The following is an 18036-nucleotide window of genomic DNA, read 5'->3' as shown; positions in this document are numbered from 1 at the left end:
ACGGCCAATCGCATACGAAACCCTTTTAAACAGTGCCCCGGCCGTCAAAATGAGGCGCTTTTCAACAGCCTGCTAGCCCTCTCCCCTGCCCCAACGTAACTACTGCATTTGTGTTTGGGCGCCCCCGGGCCCCACCCATTCCCGATCGATAGCCTCACCACATCCAGCCGCGCTTGTGCCCAAGCGCGGCAAAGCACGCGCGCCGACGCATCGCGCACGGCAAGCCGACATCTCACGTCGCATTGCCTCTGTATCGAAGACTGGGGCCGAGCCTAGCGTCGTGAATCACTTCGAGCAGCACTGCTGCGACAATCCGAAAGACCTACCAATAAGCCCCTGTTTGCGCGCTCGCAAGAAACCTCGCAATCAGATCTACGCCCTCAGGAGTATGAAGGTAGTCTGCAGGACATCTTCCACCGAGGGCCTGGGTCGGCGAATGAAGCCAGTTGAGAAGCCAGGGCCGTACATCAAAGCCATCCGGATTTCCGGATTCTTCGACCATCCTCTGAACCTGCACAGCAAGCAACTCCACGACGCCAGGAGGGATGCTTTGTTGATCTGAACCCGATAGTGGCAAATCCTTGCTGCTGGCTTCCTTGGTGCTAGACATATCTGTGTTGCAGGCGATTTGACGAGCGATATCTAATGCTGCGCTTAACGGACCATGGTTCCGATCAATGCCCAGACTAGCGATCCTGACGCCCTTCGTGGAACCCGTTTATAATTGACGATGCAAAGTACGCTTTCTGCCTCAGAACCAAAAACAGGGAGCGGAGCTTGGTGGCTGAGGATAATCCCGCACCATTCTCTGCCCCACCTCTCTATCGGATTAGCTAGCGGCCAGACAGTGTGATGATCACTAGTCGACCAATCGCGGTCCGGCTATCCGGCCCACCCGCTCTCGATTGAGGCCAAGTAAGCCAGCACGGCTTTTTCTCGGCCATCCGCCACCAGACATTGGGCAGTTCTGCCATCGAATTCTGGCAGCGACTTATGCCGATACCACTCAAGCGCAATCCATAGATTTCCGGAAACGGCCATGGGTGCCCTGATAACGCGCAGATGCTGTGCCAACCGGGAAAATGACCAAGACGCGGTTGCGGAATCGCGCTTACAGGACATTAATGTTCTCGCCAGTTACTGACCCTGCGCACGAACGATGTCCGTACCTTGCGAGGTCAAGCGAAATGCATATGCTTTTCGACCTCCACTTGCTGGTGGCGCCGATGTCAATAGTCCAATAGACATCAGAAAGTCAGTGTCGCGCTTCAAGCATTTGAGCTGCTCACGGTTGCATCCGGGGGAACGGTACACGAGAGCAAGTAGTTCCCGATATTCGTCACTTAGAGATTGGGACGCCTCCCACGCCACAAGGCGATGGCGGTGACAGTACCAAATCTCCGAAGCAACGCGACGCTCCATCTGTTGCATCTCACGCGGGTCGTAAAAGGTCAACATCCGACGCTGCTTGCAATCTGCATGGCTGCATTGCAGAAAAAGATGACCAGCCCCTTGCTCCTGCTCGCTGTCCATCCAACGTCGAAAGACGGGCTCAGCAACATGGAAGCGTTCTGCACCAATTTCAACGGGATTTCGGAACCACGCAGTCAGTTGACGAAGAGGCACCGTCAAGTATCGGCCTCGGTACCAGACGTCGACCGATCCGTTCAATAACGTGGTCGCAACCATCTCGGCATGCCCGTGGGACACATTCTTTTTTCCAGCGTCGAACAACGAAAGCATTTCCGAGACTTCGGTGAGCCCGCCAACTACATCGCTCACTACCGACTGCACATCCGACAGCGCTCCATCGCCATACATCACTGCTAACTACTCCATCATTCATTGACGGCAAGATCGGGACAACACCCGCTCTGCATTCACTTCGTCGCTCTATTTGTCAGGCATTAATGGGTCGTAAATGCCGTGGCCAGTTGGCGATGATACCTCGACCATACCTGCATGGAAAGGGTATCGGGTCGAAGCGACACAGAGGCGCACCTCAAGCAGATAGGGAGGTCGATCCGTGCACGCCGACTCGCGCTCAACATTTCCCAAGAGTCACTCGCCCACCTCGCGAACATCGACAGAAGCCACATGGGCAAAATCGAGAGGGGCGAACGAAATGTCACGTTGCTGAATCTTCTGAGAATCTCTCGAGCGCTTGCTTGGCGACCTTCGGAGCTTCTCGCTTCGGCAGGTTTGTAACGAGGTAACTCTCGGGCGATCGCAGCAGCTTTTGATCCGACTGGCGAAGAGTCGACCGGCTCTCAAACTCCTTATGCAAAAGGGGCACTGCCCCTTACTGTTATCCAGCCTCGCCGAATAGCTCGTCGAAACCATCACGACAGAGCCGAAGCATATCTTCCGGATCGATGTTGCGCTCAGGCTGCGCAATTTCGACCGCGGCGCGAATGATGTCGTTGACTTCCGTGAATAGCTCGTCGACACCGGATCTCACCGACTTCCGGTGTGCCTCCGTCATCGTGCCATACAAGCGCTTCCAGATCGGGATCAGCTCATCCTCGATCGCGCTCACGAAGTGAAGCATCGCATCGTGAATGTAGAGCACGTCTTGAGCACGCTTTTCCGGAATCCGGTCGCCGCGGATCAGCATGAAAAACCAACCACCGTCAGATTTAGTCTAGTCCACCGCAGATTACACGTCGCTTTGGGGATCAACAGGAACTTGACCTAGCGGGCACCATCGATTCGTCCGTAGGCGGCGCCACCGACACATAACGCCCCAGTCCTCACGATGGCTTTCTTTGCAATCTCTGACTGCCCCTGCGCGGCCATTTTTATTTCGAACTCCTGGAGCAAAACGCCCGGTCAAACTGCCGCGCCCTCTGCGCCTCGTCACTATGCAAGTAAGTCGACGTTGTCGAAATTGACGCATGCCGTAGGTTGTCGCGCACCATGATCAGTTCCGCGCCACGCGCCAACGCATGCGTGGCATGTGTATGACGCATCCAATGCGGACTCGCCCGGCGCAATTTCTCGGCAGTTGCCGGCTGCTCAACCTCGATCGCAGCGGCCACCAGCAGGAAAAAGCGACGGATCACCCTCCAAAGACGGGTACTCTGAATGCCGGCAGCGTCTTCCTCAAGACTTGAAACTAGCGGAGTAGAAGGAATCCAGCGAGACGGCGTCACCGGCAACCCGCGCTGCATGAGCCAAAGATCCAACGCGGTTCGCGCCAGTGTCGGTAACGCAACCTTACCGGGCCTCCTGCCCTTCCCGATCACGTGCAGCCAGTGATCGCCATGTTCGTCGCGGCGGATATCGCCCAGCGTGGCGCCAACGAGTTCGCCGGCACGCAGCCCCGTCGCGTAGCCGAAGTCCAGCAGAAAGCGTAAGCGCTGAGCAGCTGGCTCGCTCCAGCCGTACGACCATTCAAGCCCGTCGGCCAGTGTGCGGACCAACAACCACTCACCCTCTGTAAAGCCGCGCGAGACGTCCAGTCCCGTATGCAACACGCCACCCCGCACCTTGACGCCAGCAAATGGGTTCGCCTGTACATAGCGCTGCTCGACCAGCCAACGAAACATTGCGGATAGCACCGTCAACGCATGCGCTGTCGACCGCGCCGATAGTGAACCGTTGAATGGCCGCCACTCGACGCTCTGTCGTGGCCGAGACGGCCCCACCCAGCGCTCCCGCGGTGTCGGCCGCCGCAAGAAACCGCGATACGCAATCGCGTCATCCGTCGTGAGCGACGACAACGCTCGACCACGCTCGACGATCGCCCATAGGATCAGCCTCTCGGACTCTTTCCTGTAGGCACGCTGCGTGGCCACCGATTCATGCAGCGACAGCCAGGACAGAACGGCCTCATAGTCGTTCGATGCGCTCAGCAAGCAGGCCGCCTGCGGTGCTCGAAATTTTCCGCACGTGCCGTCAACCTCATGCGGCACGTGCATTCGTTCCCACGGAACGATGTTCCCGGACGGCACCGCAGCGATCAACGCGCGCGCGCGCTCGGTCAAGGCCGGGTACGCAGCAAAAAACGCTTCAACGTGCCGCGCGCCGGCGGCCCCAAGACCATCGATCGTCGCCCACCAGCGGCTCCGACGTGGAATTCGGACGGTCAGGTCCGCAAGCGTTCTGATCCCGTGCGCCTGCAGGGCCACGACGACACGTGGTGGCAACCATTGGCCAATTTCATCCGAGATGAGCGGCTGGGGAACGGGTAGATGACGCAGTACATCAATGGCCTGGACGACAGCGTCCACCCCAGCTTGAGAAGGACGATCGACGAACGCGGCCGCGAGATCCTCGCGATGACGAGCTCGAGCAAACGCCACGAGTCGCCGGCGAATGCGCCCAAGGATGCTACGCGACGATGCGCCAGTTTCCCGGCGTTCGCCCAGGTAACGAGAAACTGCGGTCCTCGCCTCCAGACCGGCGTACCAGCTGCGTAGTGCGGCAAGCTCCGCCTCGTCCGGAAAGTCGGGCGTGGCTTCGTCGGCGGCGGCATGGGACTCACGCGTTTTCATGATCACCAGTTTAGATGATTTTCGATGATAGGCAGATAATAACTCTTATCTGTCCATATGCATCACAAGATGCCGATATTCTCCTTTCAACGTGTGCTATCAAGCTGCCGATGCGACCTCAATCGGTGATCGCTTGCCGGTCAGGATAGGCGAGGTACGCCTCGGGATTGAGGCCGTTTAGACGTGCCGTGTCGATCAGGCTGTACATCGCGGTGTCACGTTCACCACCGGAGTCGCGACAGCGAACAGATACCCTCACACTGCTGCCGATCGATGTTCGGCGACAAAAAAGCAGGGAGCGGGGCTTACTGGCTGGGTCGTTGTTCCGCGGTAAGTTTCCCGCCCCGCCTCTTCAAACGCCCGCTCTTCGAGCGGGCGTTTTCTTTTTCGCTCCCATTGGCAGTAAAGCCACTCGAGAATGTGTGTTTCGGAAAGCCTCGCGTCATTCACCCGGAAACACATCCCGATACAGATCTTCACCGAAGCTCGTGTCAAGCGGCGCCCCTTGAACGAGACGATAGGTTCGTCCACCTTCATCAGTCCGTTCCGCACGCAGGAAAATCGCACGCGCTATCTGGGATTCATGCAGTTCGTTCGATAGCGCATACATGTGTGTGACAAAGAACACCCTGACGCTCTTGTCGAGCAACGCCCTAACAATTTGTCCGGCGACTTCCGCTCCCTCACGCTCGTTCGTAGAGGCAAAGGATTCGTTGAAAAATACGATGCTGGCCGCCTCCATCTGATCGATGATCGCGCTGACTCGACGCAGCTCCTCGTCAAATTTCCCGCTCGTCATCGACTCGTCCTCCTCACGCTTGAAGTGCGTGAAGATTCGCGTGGATGCGCTGGAGGAGAACTGTTCGGCAAGCACCATCATCCCCGTCTGCATCATCAACTGCGCGATCGCGACGCTACGCAAGAACGTCGACTTTCCGCCTTCGTTTGCTCCCGTGATAACCACCAGGTCACGATCGTGTGCGTGAAGATCGTTAGGAACGATATCGCGACTGGTCCTCAGCGCGAGGCAAACCTCACGCAATCCCCGAGCGTCGAGACCATGCATATCGACCGGAGCTACTTCCGGCATGCACATCGAGTACCCTCGCTCCAGCAACCCGTCGTGCAAATTGACGCATCCGATGTAGAACGCCAGTTCGCACCGAAGCATATTGAAGAAATCAAGTACATGCTCCGCCGATTGATTCAACGCTCGAGCGACTAGATCGATGCCCTTTGCTTCCAGTTCTGACAGAGCCTGTGCACCTGCCTCGTCGCGCTCCGGAATATGGAAACCATACGATTCCCGGCGTCGCTTGAACATGCGCTGAGAAAAAACCAGATTCTCGTCGGCTGGCTTCCTGAGCGTGTAGCTCTGTCCTTTATTCCCTGGACCAAGACGTGCACCAATCAGCACGCCCCGACGAAACCTCAACGTCTTGAGATGCCGAGCGATCAGTTCGAAATATTCGTCCGTCAGCTCTACTTCGATCATCCGGAAGAACCGAACGAACCCGGTCGATCGAAAATCAGCCGAATGGCTGTCAGCAATCTCCCGGATTTTCCGTAACGCCCGGACGAATGTTTCCATCAACTCGCGTGCGCTACCAAGCATCGCTGAAGGGTATTTCGAATAGAAGCCGAAATAGCTCTTCTTGCTGAGCTCGATAGCCTCAACTGCCAGGCCATAGATCGATCGCACTACCACCGGACTCGACACGCAGTCACGCAGAACATCCTGCCGAAAGCAAATCGCAGCAGGCTCCGTCAACGGGTCGCCAAGCGCTGCTCTTGCCACATCGAACAAATATTCGTCATCACCCGCCATCGCGGAACAGAGTGTTCGTAGTTCAAGATCAGAAAAAACCGCGCCGGTCGTGGAATGACGGTCCGCCCCGACGATAAAGTCCGCCTCGCGATACATGAGATGCACTTTCATAGGCTCAACCGCTCGGCTAATTGCTTGTACGTCAATCGATATTTGGACGCCAACGAAACAGCGTATGCCTTTCCGTCGGCCGGCCGCCGACGCACCTTGAAAGTACGTGATGTATCGTCTTCGATACTTATTTCGCTCGACATGCTCAACGTCTGCCCGCTCAACCGTGACAGCTCCTCTATGAACGTGACGTAGACGGCCAGTGCGTCCAGCGCCATGATCTTCGCCATGACCTTCTTGCTGAGGAAGATCGCATCCTTGAGGGACGTCGAGCTGAATATTTCGTTCATGATGATCACGCTTCGAGGCGTCGCTTCGTCAAGGATCCGTCTGATTCTCAGCAGATCGTCATGAAGCTTGCCTCGCAGATTCTTCATGTCTTCTTCCCGCTCGAAATGGGCAAAGACCTGGTCTTGCAGGAAGAGTCGGGCATGGGTGCCGGGCACTGGCAACCCGAGACTGGCGAGAAAATGCAACTGGCCGAACATCCTGGCGAAGGTAGTCTTCCCTCCCTGATTCGGGCCCGTGACCACCATGATGCGCTCGGTTCCTTCCAGCCAGTAATCGTTGCAGACAACCGATCGCCTTTCGCGCCTGAGCTTTTCGGCGAGCGCGAGGTCGAACGATCCTGCTACCGATTCGATCTTGTTTTTTCCTGAAACCACCGGATAGCAGAACGTGACACCTTGCTCCGCGATGCGTTGCATATGCTCGAGATAGGCAACGTAGAACTGAACCTCATGATCAAACGCGACAATTGTGGGATCGAAGAATGAGGCATAATCCTCGCAAAATCGGGTGAGCGCGTTGAAAGCATTACCGTGCAGACGCACAACACAATCGAGAATCTTCGCTTCCACGTGGTTCATATTGGGATAGTCGTCGGCGCGAATCCGGCGCCCGACCAACTCACGCTGTCTGAATTTCTCAAAGGCGTTTAGAACCTCGATACTGTAATCGGGCTCATCGTCGTACCGACAAACGATGACGCTGTCCCCGTCGATATGTACCGTGTAATGCACCTGATCCAGCAATGTACGAACACAAGCCTCGCCCCTCAAAAGCGACAGGAATGTATCGGTCAGTACGTAGCGTTGTACATAGTCGCGTATGCGTTGTAGACCTGCCGAATGGAGATCGATCACTTCGAGATTGGCGGAGAAATCCCGAATGGCGTCGCAGTAGAGATGCGCCGCCTCGAGGTGCCAGCGCCGCTTTTGCCATGTGTAGAACAGCTTCTCTTCGCTCTGCAGGCAGGCACGCACTTTCCGCATACTCGATGCGAAGCGGTTAATGCAGCCCAATACGCCCAGTCGCTCGAGATCCCGCATCACCTGATGGCGATATTCGATTGTGGGCTCGCTCTGAACATTCCGGTAGAAGAATGCCTTGAGATCGTATTCTTCCTTGCCCGCAGTTACAGCATCCACAACCTGATCGAGGTTCAGATCTGCAAAGCAATCTGGTTGCCCAACCTCGCCGCTCCCGACTTCGTCACTAGACTTGTCGAACAGGACACTGACATGCGTCATGTCACCCCCCAGTCCGCAAACGACGGGCAGCCTATCCCCGGCTTTGCGTACGGTTCGTACAGGTATGACTGGAAGGCCCAGCTGCAGAACTGCAGCCGGCAGCTTATAGACCGGCACTACACAGCACGCATTCCAGTGTGTGTAGGCGTCATCAGCCCTATCGGGCGGTTTGGGAGGATGCCATCTCCCTGCGTTTCATTCTAATGCCGTGGACTGAACCAAACAACCTCTCATGCATGATCGGAAACAGAGATCAGTCTGTCGATGCTTTACTCAACGCACCGATAAAGAAAGGTACAGCGAGCAACTGCGTCGCCACACAAAAGATGACCGTAGACGCCACCGACCGATCGTATAACCATCCGATGGCAGCGCTCCCGATGAACCAGCAGACCCCATATATCGAGGTGAACAAACCAAACGCCGAAGCCCTTCGTGCTCCAGGGACCATCGGCGCAACCGCAGCCGGAATGATCGACTCATGGACTCCTATCCCCATTCCCCAAAGGGCCACGCCGAACAACGCGAGCTCGAAGTTGTCGGCCAAAAAGGCACATGGAGCAAATGCCGCACATAGAATCGTCAATCCGATCAGAACGCGCATGCCGTATCGATCGAACAGTCGCCCCAACGCGAGCGATGCACCGCCACTGACGCCCATTGCGACTGCATAGAACGCCGGAATCCAGTTGACCGGCAAAGTCCCATGTCGGGTGAAGTGATAAGCAATCAGCGGGTAGTCGGCAAAACCCGCGGCCACCAACCCCGCACCAATCAGGTATATCCAGAATCGGCGCGGGAATGAAGCCCGTCGCCCAGCATTCGCATCGCCTGCAACCGGTACGCCAGATCCAGGAAAAGTCACTCTCGCGAGGATCAGAATGCCGAGGTTGCATACGGCAGGGATTGCCAGCACCGCGAACGCCTGGCGATAGCTCCCGCCTCGCGCCATCATGGCCGCCACAACAAGCGGGCCGATCATTGCCCCGAATTGGTCGAAGGCTTCGTGCAAACCGAATACCCAACCGTATCCACCCACCTGCTGGGCCGCGTGGGAAAGCATGACGTCGCGCGGTGGGTTTCGGATAGCCTTGCCAACACGTTCGAGAACAACCAGAACCGACGCCTGCTGCCACGTGTGCGTCAAGGCCAACATTGGTACGACCGACATCTGCAACAGATAGCCGATGATCGTGATGGTCCAGAATCGGCGTGTGACATCTGCCAGCGTGCCTGAAACTAGGCGCAAGCCATAGCCGAGCAACTCGCCAAGCCCCATGACCACACCGATGATCGTGGCAGTCGCGCCGGCCTGCGCGAGAAACGGGCCAAGTATCCCTCTCGCGCCCTCATACGTGCAGTCTGCAAAAAAGCTCAAAACACCGATGAGGACAACAAAGCGCATGGCTTGTCGCGCAGCCGCTCCCTCAGCCGGATCGGTCGTTTTGGCCCTCAAAACCTACTCCACGCCCACCAGTGCGGGATGCATTCTGATATGTAGCATGACCATCCAGCGTCGCGGGCAGCTATCGAGGATCGCCACGATCCTCGGCGGTTGTCCGGCGAACTTGAGGTATTCATGCTCGACGGCAAACAGATAGGCCCGCTCTAAATCGCCCCTGAACCAGACCAGAAACAGGACCGCGGTAACCAGCCCGAAGGCCGCAAGCGACGCCAGTTCAAAAGGCGAATAGCTTCGCGGAATGATCGACATAACCAGCATCGTCAGCAACTCGGCAACCACGATCGCGATGAGTGCCACGATCGCCTCGGCCTGCAACTTCGTCCGAACTGCGGCTCCCTTTTTCAAGCGCTCCTCCATGCAATCTGGAACTGTTCGGTCGCAGCACGCTCAGCGGCAGCGACCGATACTATTTTTTATGCTGTCAGCGATGACTGATCGAGATTTCCCGCCGGCTCGCAAGGCATGAATATCGCTCGGACATTCTGCAGATCTCTCCCATGCGCATGCCAGAAATCCCGTAGCTTATGTTCGCGATCGATCAACTCGATGCAATGAGGGAACCGATGATGAACATGTTCGGCGTGGCTGTGATGGAGTCGATCGCCACCAAGATATCCAGCGTGAACGCGATGAAAAACGGCCTGCTCGATACCCGCGCGTTTCGCGTGACGCAGCAGATGATGAGCAAGGCTCGGACGCGAAATGCGATGCCACAAACGTGTCGGATGCGCTTTCGCTGAGTGATGGAAATACAGGCGAAGTGCCGTGAGTTTGGTCATTTTGGTGCTGTCATAAGAGAGTAATCGGTCACGCTTCGGGCGAAACGGTCGGCGCACTTTGGCGAATCCGGCGCAATGCCGGAATGTCAGCAAGACGCATCCCGTTCGGCAGCAACGGGTGCTTCGCATGGCCGACTCGCTGTGCACGGTAGATCCCCGTGTGGCCCGAGAACAGGTACGCGACAACACACGCGATAGCCGCATAAATGCCGATGTCGGCACCAAACAGTTCGATCGCCATGATGGTCGAAGCGATCGGCGTATTGGCGGCGCCGGCGAACACCGCGACGAAACCGAGCCCGGCGAGCACCGGAATCGGTAACGCCAGTACGTGGCCCAGTGCATTCCCGAGGGTCGCCCCGATATAGAAGAGCGGTGTGACCTCCCCTCCCTTGAAGCCAGAGGCAAGCGTCACGACGGTAAATCCGAATTTGCCCGCGAAGTCATAGAGCGGAAGCGGACCGTGAAACGACGCCTCGATCGTCGGGATCCCCAACCCCAGGTATTGCGGCACGTTCAACACTATCGCCGCGGCCGCAACGATGACGCCCCCGGTAAATGCGCGCATCGGCGCATAACCGATCTTGCGCTTCAGGAACGCCGACAGCGCGTGAGTCGAATCGGCAAACAACATGCCGACAACGCCAAACGCCACGCCGGCAATCAGCACGGATCCCAGTCCCAGCGCGCTCAAATGAGGAACGAACGGAATCGAATAGACCGTATGATGAATACCCCACATCCGGCAAACTTCATCCGCAACGACGCCGGAGATCACGCACGCCAACAAAGCGTCATATCGGATTCGACCGATGGCCAACACCTCGAGGCCGAAGATGGCGCCTGCGAGAGGTGTCCCGAAAACTGAAGCGAAGCCGGCCGCGATCCCGCCCATCATCAAGATGCGGCGCTCGTCCCGATCGAGCTTCAGTGCGCGGGTGATCTGATCGGCGATGGCACCGCCCATTTGCACGGCAGTGCCCTCACGGCCGGCCGAACCGCCGAATAAATGCGTAACGACCGTCGCGACGAGAACGAGCGGCGCCATGCGCTTCGGCACGATTTTCTGCGGATCGTGAATCTCGTCGATCAGCAGATTGTTCCCGCCTTCGACGGACTTCCCTACGCGGTGGTACACCCAACCGGTCACAAAACCGGCGATAGGCAGCAGAGCGAGCAACCAGGGATGGCCGAGGCGCGTCTCCGTTGCCAGATCGAGGGCAGCAAGAAAAAGAGCAGACGCCGAACCGGCCAGCGCGCCCATGCCGCAAGAAATGACGAGCCATCGGCAAAGGTAGGACACCATCGCCACTTGCTCGATTGATTTGATTCGTTTCATTTTTACCAGATTTGACAGGACATCAAACCTGGGCGACAGAACGCCGCTATACGGACGGCCTACGACCTCCTGTACCCAGGAACGCGTAGGCATCATCAGCTGGCTGACCAGCGGTTATGAGGAGGAATGCCATCTCCAGCGGGAAATTGTACGCGAGAAATCTTCCGCGGCGCAATATCGACGAGCGTCCCGTCACGCCGGCCCCGCCCACTCCGGAGTTTGGAACATTGTGCGCGGCGACCGCAGCAATCAATTTTGATGCCACCCCATTTTTCAATCCTCGCTCGCTAAATGTGCCGTTTCATTGATCTGAAGGATGTTTGCCTTCCCAGCTCGATCGAGGTCGATGATGTTCAGGCAACATGGATCCTGCGCCATTCGCCAATATGCGGATAACGGCATATCAAGCGCATGCAGGAGAAGAACGCGATTTATGCTGTCATGGGCGACCAGGACGATGGTGTCGTCACCATGGATAGCAAGCAGTTCGCGCAACGCGTCAGCGGTTCGGAGCGCTACAGCCTGCAAGGATTCTCCGCCCGGAAATTGCATCCATTGCGGCGCCGTTTTCCACAATGTGTACTGATCTGGAAACTGCACGCGGGCATCCGCATGACTCATCCACTGCCACTCGCCATAGTCAAAATCGTCGATCCCGGCTTGCACGTGTTGCGGGATCGCGCAGGCCGTCGCGATCGCATGGCCTGTATCTTGGCACCGCTTCATCGGACTCGTGTAGACGGCAACCGGCTTGAAGCGCATCGCAATGGTGTCGGCGACCATCTTCGCCTGTCTCCGGCCAAGCGGTGTGAGCTCCAATTCCGCGCGACCTCGAAAGCGTGGCGGATCAATACCTTCGACTTGTCCGTGGCGGGTTAGAACGATACGCATAGTCATGCTCCCAAAAAATGATCGCGCTCTCGTCGTGATCTGAGTTGCCCGCCTCTCGCAAATAATACGTCTCGAGAAAGGTCAAAGGATGTTCGATTCACGCCTCGCCGGTTCCTCGACATAAAATCTGTTGGCTACCCTCATATCGGCGTCGAACTGATAAACCAGCGGTATGCCGTTAGGTATATCCAGTCTCATCACTTCGGTCTCGGATAGTCCATCCAGGATTTTGACCAGCGCACGTAACCCATTCCCGTGCCCGCAGACAATGATTTGGTTTCCCGATGCGATGGCTGGAACCAGCGTGTCGATCCAGAAGGCGCCCACTCGATGTTCCGTATCGCACAATGACTCTGCACTCGGGATCTCGCGCGGCAGCAATCGACGATAGCGACGATCGCTTTCGTTGACCGAAATCGGAGGTGGCCGCCCATGGTACGAGCGCCGCCATTGCAGCACTGCCTGCTCCCCGTAGATTTCGATTGCCTGGGCCTTGTGCATGCCCGTGAGATTTCCGTAGTGGCGCTCGTTCAGCCGCCAGTCATGCGCGACTGGAATCCACGCTTGATCCAGTTCCTCCAGCATGAGCCACAGGGTTCGGATCGATCGTTTGAGCACCGATGTATAGGCGAGATCAAACTGCCGGTGTACCCGTGCAAGCATCCGCCCCGCTTCGCGCGCCTGTCTCTCGCCCTCGGTGGTCAAGTCTATGTCCGTCCACCCCGTGAATCGGCCATCCCGATTCCATTCGGATTCTCCGTGCCGAACCAGAACGAGGGAATACGCCTGCCCGTCCTCGTGGCCCACGTCATGGACCTCCTGCACGCCAGTTTCGACCGATGCGTGTTGCGTGCGCGCTTTCGGCCATCCGATCATCGGCTCGTCAATGCCAGTTGAATCGACATTTCTCGCAGCACGTCGCCGAGCGAGTTCCCCCGGAACCGTTCGCCATTGCGAGCAACGACCATGAACTCTCCGGTCGCGAAGGAAAAGATGTTGACGTAGCCGAGCTGCCGCAACGTCGCCTCGCAAAACGCCAGCTCGCCATCACCTGTCGCCTCCTGGCGTTCACCAAACCCGGCATCGCGCAGGCAGGTACTTGTTATGGTATCCAATGTATTTGCCGGTAAATCGACCGAACTTGGCGACACTGCTTCGCGCAGATTCGTATCTATGTCGAACAGCATGCTGCCCCCTCTCCGCGTCAATAAACTCCATGGATACGACTGTAACTGCGGCTCGTCGCAACCTACTCACCGCAAGGCATCAATCAGTCGCTCACAAAGGGCCGTTGCCAGATTGGTCTCGACGGTGCACATTCTCACGAGCGCGAACAGGGCAAGGCTGACGCTCGCCGAAACCTGGGAAGTTGTGTCGAAAATGTGGCACCCATATGCGTTGAAATGGGCGAAGGAGGAAGCGTACAAGGGTAGAGTTCATGATGATCCCACTGTCGTTAGGCTGAGGGTGTTGTCACATCCGCAAACGCAGTAGGCATCATCAGCCGATGTTTCGGCGGTTATGGAGAATGCCATCTCCTGAAGCAAAGAATACTGCCGTGCTTGCTACCTCGCAAGCCTTCTGTCCCTGGCGCCCGAATACCAAGCAGCGACGTCGTGCAATCCGGCAGATGGGCTTGAATGAGACAGCAATGCGCGCCGAATGGTCAGTTGCAAGCACCAGACCTCCCTTGACGCTGTGAAGGCCGATGATAAACTCTCGCCATGGAGATGGCATTCTCCAAAACCGCTCAAGATTGTTGAGCCGATGATGCCTACAACCCGGCAGACGAGAGCGCCATTGCTTGCGGCGTGCGTCGAGGTCTAATCAAAAATGGGGCATTCGATATGTATCAATCGGTTCTTGCGGTAGCGATTGGCGGTGCATTGGGTTCCTTACTGCGCTGGGTACTCGGCCTAAGACTCAACGGCCTGTTTCCCGAGCTCCCGCTCGGTACGCTTGCAGCGAACGTCATCGCCGGCTACGTCATCGGCGTAGCCATCGCATTTTTCTCGCGACTCCCCGAGATCCCCAGCGAATGGCGGCTGTTCGTCATTACCGGATTGATGGGCGGCCTGTCGACTTTCTCGACATTCTCCGCCGAAGTCGTTGCCCACCTGCAGGAAGGGCGACTGGGGTGGGCTGCCGGCGAGATCGCAATCCACGTCTCCTCGTCGCTAGTCATGACGATACTGGGCATTGCCACTGTCAGCGCAGTAGCAAGGGTCGCTGTCGCCTGAGCCGCCGCGCTAAACCGCGATCGAACCGCACCACGTCTCATACCCGCATCGCAACGATGGTTCACGCACGTTTGAATTTCTGTTTGCGTCTTCAAGTACGGAAGCGCTCGCGTCGACATCGCAATGACGCGTGCCATTTTGAACTTCATCAATCTGCCCACCTGTCGCCTGTCTCGACTCATCGTGTCGAAAAGCCCGACAGGCTGAAGGAAGGAGATGATTCATGTCGACAACAAGTTCGGAAGGTCGGACCGGTCAACACCGTAGCAGCAAGGCTCATCGTTTCGTCGAAACGCTACTAACGCATGCGGACGTCAGGCTTGGCGGGTCTCGCCCGTGGGACATTCGCCTCCATGACGATGACGTACCCGTCGACATACTCGCCCACGGCAATCTGGGCTTGGGTGAGGCCTACATGGACGGCCGATGGGACTGCGACCACCTCGATCAGTTCTTCGCGAGGGTACTCAGTGCGAAGCTCGACGAGAAAATCCATCCCGTCCACATCGGTCTGCATGCGTTGCACGCGCGGCTCTTGAACCGGCAATCGATCCGCCGTGCCTGGCAAGTCGGGGAGCAACATTACGACATCGGCAACGACTTCTACGCTGCCATGCTGGACCGCAGAATGACGTACACCTGCGGGTTCTGGTCCGGCGGCGCCCGGACGCTCGACGAAGCCCAGGAAGACAAGCTCGACTTGATATGCCGCAAACTTCAATTGGCGCCCGGCATGCGGCTTCTCGACATCGGTTGCGGCTGGGGAAGCTTGATGGGTTTCGCGGCCGAGCATTACGGCGTGACTTGCGTGGGCGTCACTATATCGAAAGAGCAGGCTCAGTGGGCCAGCGAGCGATACAGGAACCTACCGCTTGAATTCAGGCTGCAGGACTATCGCGCCGTCGACGAACGCTTCGAGAGGATCGCCAGTGTCGGCATGTTCGAGCATGTCGGACCAAAAAACTACCGAACCTACATGGAGGTTGCCCATCGCTGCCTGACGGACGACGGCCTGTTTCTCCTGCATACGATCGGAAAGAATCGCCGCGGAACGACCCCGGATCCGTGGATTGACCGCTACATATTCCCGAACGGGGAGTTGCCTGCGCTTGCAGAAATTGGCGATGCTGCCGGCGGATTGTTCGTGATGGAGGATCTGCACAACTTCGGTGCCGACTACGACAAGACACTGATGGCGTGGCACGCCAATTTCGAGGCGGCATGGCCTCGCTTCCGGCCGCAACTGGGAGAACGCTTCTACAGGATGTGGCGTTACTACCTGTTGCTATGCGCGGGACTATTTCGCTCTCGGGAAACCCAGTTGTGGCAGTGGGTTTTCTCGAGGCAAGGGGTCGCCGGCGGGTATGGCCGGCCACCGATTCCGGCGCGCCCGAGTCATGGCCTCGACTGCCCGCAAACCTGACCGCGACGTATCGAAGCCCGATGAAGCGCGCACGGCGCACGCCTGCTGACGTTCGCGCGGCAGACGCCGGCGTGATCGCGCTATCGGCCGCCAAGCCGCCTCAAGGCGACGACGCCGGCGAACATAAGGGCGGCAGCCGCACCGAATCCGACAATCGGCGACACCCCGGTCCACAGCGCACCAACCATTCCGCTCGACAGGAACTTCGTGCAGCCGTTCACGCTCCCGAGCGCCCCGTAACTGATCGCCAGCGTGTCCGAAGAAACCATGTCCGCCGTGACGGTCGATTCCAGCGTCTCCTGTACGGCGACGTAGCATCCGGCCAGCAGGAAAACCACGCCAAGGAGCGGCACGCTAGCGACACCGAGCCACCACAGGGCGGCGATCAGTGCAGCCGTCGCGGCACCGATCAGGTACCCGCCCACAAGGAGCCGCAGCGCCCCTATCCTGTCTGCCCACACGCCGACAGGATAGGAGGCCAGAACCTGCACGACATTCCTGCCGACGTACAGCAGCCCGGCAATTTGCGCCGCGCGCACCACGCCGAACGAAGGCGTGAGCAGTTGCGTCGCGGCGAGGATGAGCAGGCTGTGCGAGAAGTCGCCGAGGCCGAACAGGCCGACCGCGCCCAGGTATTGCTTGAATCGGGCGGGAAGCGCGCGCAGCGTGCCCCAGAACCGTCGACCTGGATTGGGCGACTGCTCTGGATCGTCCACCATCGCGAGAAAGACGAGGACCGCGAGCGCGCCCGGAACGATCGACAGCCACAGCACGAGCCGGAACGGGCCGGCGAGATCGCCATGGTGCACGGCCTGCGCCCACTCCAGAACGGCAACGCCGAGAAGCGGCCCGAGCACCGCGCCGATCGTGTCCATCGCGCGATGGAATCCGAACGCCCGCCCGCGCGTTTCGGCACTGACGGCCTGAATGACGATCGCATCGCGCAATGGCCCGCGCAATCCCTTCCCGAACCACGACACTAGACGCCCCAGCAACAGCAGTTGCCAGCCGGCCGCCAGCGCGATGAATATCTGGCCGATCGGCGTCAGCGCATAACCCGCCAGGACCAGCCGCTTTCGATGGCCGAGTTTGTCCGCGATGTAGCCGGACGCCATCTTGGTAAAGCTCGCGACAGCGTCGGCCATTCCCTCGATGACGCCCAATGCCGCCGCCGGCACACCCAGCACGGCGAGAAACCCCGGCAGGATCACCGTAGTCGTCTCGTAGCAAAAATCGCCCAGCGCGCTCGTGACGCCGGCGCCTGCGACGGTTCGATTCAGCCAGCGCCGGGAGCTGGGCCGCGGCATCGGCGCGGCGGCTTCCTGATGGTCGGACATGTGTTCTCTCTCCAGTAACGCATCCCTCGGATGCAAACGCAAGCGTGCTGCAAGTGTTGGGGGAATCATGGCAAGCGCTCGCCCGGTCACGCGAATGCATCGAGCTGCAGCAGAACCGGGTAGTGATCCGATGCGCGTTCGGTTTCCGGCGTGCGCAACACTTCGTAGCGCCGCGCACGTTCGGCCAGTGCCTTCGATGCAAACAGGTAATCGCATCGCATGGTGGCGAATTCGGCCTCGCGATAGCCGGCGGCAGGGACCGTCGGAATGCCGCTACCGTGCAGCCGGCGCCCCAGATCAACTAGGCCCGCGGCGTCCAGACGCGCGATCACGCTGCGGTCGATGCCCGAGAGATCCTCGGCCAGATAGCGCGCACGATGATGCGGCGCGAGTCCGCCCCAGTCGGCGGGTTCGGGGTCGTGAGGCGAAGCCGAGTTGAAGTCGCCGCCGATCAACGTGAGCGCGTCCGGTGCCGCGAGCGCCGTCAGATACGCGGCTTCGGCCTGCCGGATCTGCGTAAGCGGCTCGGCCGGACCGTTTCCCGATGCTGATTTTTCCAATGCATGATGGGTGCGTTTAGATTGCCGGAGCC

18 protein-coding genes, 1 pseudogene and 4 riboswitches are annotated in these 18036 nt (G+C 58.4%); of the genes and pseudogenes, 3 read left to right on the top strand and 16 right to left on the bottom strand.

The window, feature by feature from the left end; all coding sequences use genetic code 11:
• Positions 1-322 precede the first annotated feature (322 nt).
• Complete coding sequence (locus BST28156_RS34905) at positions 323-502, bottom strand: MbcA/ParS/Xre antitoxin family protein (RefSeq protein ID WP_233634927.1); 180 nt, start codon at positions 500-502, stop codon at positions 323-325.
• Between the two features lie 635 nt (positions 503-1137).
• Positions 1138-1821, bottom strand: a complete 684-nt coding sequence (locus BST28156_RS32830; RefSeq protein ID WP_254596479.1) for a hypothetical protein — start codon at positions 1819-1821, stop codon at positions 1138-1140.
• Positions 1822-1962: 141 nt separating this feature from the next.
• Between BST28156_RS32830 and BST28156_RS32825 the strand changes: the two genes are divergently transcribed.
• Positions 1963-2208 (top strand): helix-turn-helix domain-containing protein, encoded by a 246-nt coding sequence (locus BST28156_RS32825; RefSeq protein ID WP_078041802.1) that lies wholly within the window; start codon positions 1963-1965, stop codon positions 2206-2208.
• Positions 2209-2308: 100 nt separating this feature from the next.
• On the opposite strand, the gene BST28156_RS32820 is transcribed toward BST28156_RS32825, so the two are convergent.
• The 12 genes and pseudogenes from BST28156_RS32820 to BST28156_RS32765 form a co-directional block, all read right to left on the bottom strand.
• Complete coding sequence (locus BST28156_RS32820; RefSeq protein WP_254596477.1) at positions 2309-2617, bottom strand: hypothetical protein; 309 nt, start codon at positions 2615-2617, stop codon at positions 2309-2311.
• A 184-nt stretch (positions 2618-2801) separates the two neighbouring features.
• On the bottom strand, positions 2802-4499 hold the full coding sequence (locus BST28156_RS32815; protein WP_174904416.1) for a site-specific integrase: 1698 nt from the start codon (positions 4497-4499) through the stop codon (positions 2802-2804).
• A gap of 145 nt (positions 4500-4644) precedes the next feature.
• Positions 4645-4734, bottom strand: a pseudogene (locus tag BST28156_RS32810) (transposase domain-containing protein); the annotation flags it as partial.
• Positions 4735-4941: 207 nt separating this feature from the next.
• On the bottom strand, positions 4942-6438 hold the full coding sequence (locus tag BST28156_RS32805; RefSeq protein WP_174904415.1) for a MutS-related protein: 1497 nt from the start codon (positions 6436-6438) through the stop codon (positions 4942-4944).
• Positions 6435-7970, bottom strand: a complete 1536-nt coding sequence (locus BST28156_RS32800; RefSeq protein ID WP_174904414.1) for a MutS-related protein — start codon at positions 7968-7970, stop codon at positions 6435-6437. The genes BST28156_RS32805 and BST28156_RS32800 overlap by 4 nt, the downstream gene beginning before the upstream one ends.
• A gap of 135 nt (positions 7971-8105) precedes the next feature.
• Positions 8106-8167: riboswitch (Fluoride riboswitch) on the bottom strand.
• A gap of 56 nt (positions 8168-8223) precedes the next feature.
• Positions 8224-9375 (bottom strand): MFS transporter, encoded by a 1152-nt coding sequence (locus tag BST28156_RS32795; protein WP_174904413.1) that lies wholly within the window; start codon positions 9373-9375, stop codon positions 8224-8226.
• A 54-nt stretch (positions 9376-9429) separates the two neighbouring features.
• Positions 9430-9792 (bottom strand): hypothetical protein, encoded by a 363-nt coding sequence (locus tag BST28156_RS32790; protein WP_060175045.1) that lies wholly within the window; start codon positions 9790-9792, stop codon positions 9430-9432.
• Positions 9793-9848: 56 nt separating this feature from the next.
• Positions 9849-10214 (bottom strand): DUF190 domain-containing protein, encoded by a 366-nt coding sequence (locus tag BST28156_RS35150; protein ID WP_081072669.1) that lies wholly within the window; start codon positions 10212-10214, stop codon positions 9849-9851.
• Positions 10215-10242: 28 nt separating this feature from the next.
• Positions 10243-11553, bottom strand: coding sequence for a voltage-gated chloride channel family protein (locus BST28156_RS32780; protein WP_174904412.1), 1311 nt, complete (start codon positions 11551-11553; stop codon positions 10243-10245).
• 79 nt (positions 11554-11632) lie between these two features.
• A riboswitch (Fluoride riboswitch) is annotated at positions 11633-11699 on the bottom strand.
• Between the two features lie 127 nt (positions 11700-11826).
• Entirely contained in the window at positions 11827-12444 is a 618-nt protein-coding gene (locus BST28156_RS32775) for a histidine phosphatase family protein (protein ID WP_060175094.1), read from the bottom strand.
• An 81-nt stretch (positions 12445-12525) separates the two neighbouring features.
• Entirely contained in the window at positions 12526-13251 is a 726-nt protein-coding gene (locus BST28156_RS32770) for a 2,3-bisphosphoglycerate-dependent phosphoglycerate mutase (protein ID WP_060175093.1), read from the bottom strand.
• Positions 13252-13316: 65 nt separating this feature from the next.
• Entirely contained in the window at positions 13317-13631 is a 315-nt protein-coding gene (locus BST28156_RS32765) for a hypothetical protein (protein WP_060175043.1), read from the bottom strand.
• A 297-nt stretch (positions 13632-13928) separates the two neighbouring features.
• Positions 13929-13992: riboswitch (Fluoride riboswitch) on the bottom strand.
• Between the two features lie 169 nt (positions 13993-14161).
• Positions 14162-14228: riboswitch (Fluoride riboswitch) on the top strand.
• A gap of 63 nt (positions 14229-14291) precedes the next feature.
• On the opposite strand from BST28156_RS32765, the gene crcB reads away from it, so the two are divergent.
• The gene (crcB, locus tag BST28156_RS32760) at positions 14292-14684 is read left to right on the top strand and encodes a fluoride efflux transporter CrcB (protein ID WP_060175042.1); all 393 of its coding nucleotides are present in this window, start codon (positions 14292-14294) and stop codon (positions 14682-14684) included.
• Positions 14685-14907: 223 nt separating this feature from the next.
• A complete protein-coding gene (cfa, locus tag BST28156_RS32755) occupies positions 14908-16107 on the top strand; it encodes a cyclopropane fatty acyl phospholipid synthase (protein ID WP_174904411.1) in 1200 nt (399 codons plus the stop codon).
• Positions 16108-16187: 80 nt separating this feature from the next.
• Here the strand turns inward: cfa and BST28156_RS32750 are convergent, their stop codons facing one another.
• Together BST28156_RS32750 and BST28156_RS32745 are read right to left on the bottom strand one after the other, a co-directional pair.
• Positions 16188-17444: an MFS transporter gene (locus BST28156_RS32750; RefSeq protein WP_174904410.1), complete on the bottom strand. Its 1257-nt coding sequence runs from the start codon at positions 17442-17444 to the stop codon at positions 16188-16190.
• 86 nt (positions 17445-17530) lie between these two features.
• Entirely contained in the window at positions 17531-17899 is a 369-nt protein-coding gene (locus tag BST28156_RS32745; protein WP_174904409.1) for a hypothetical protein, read from the bottom strand.
• Positions 17900-18036: the final 137 nt, after the last annotated feature.

Source organism: Burkholderia pseudomultivorans, from assembly GCF_902499075.1.
Lineage (GTDB): Bacteria > Pseudomonadota > Gammaproteobacteria > Burkholderiales > Burkholderiaceae > Burkholderia > Burkholderia pseudomultivorans.
This window is presented reverse-complemented; position numbering and strand designations above follow the sequence as displayed.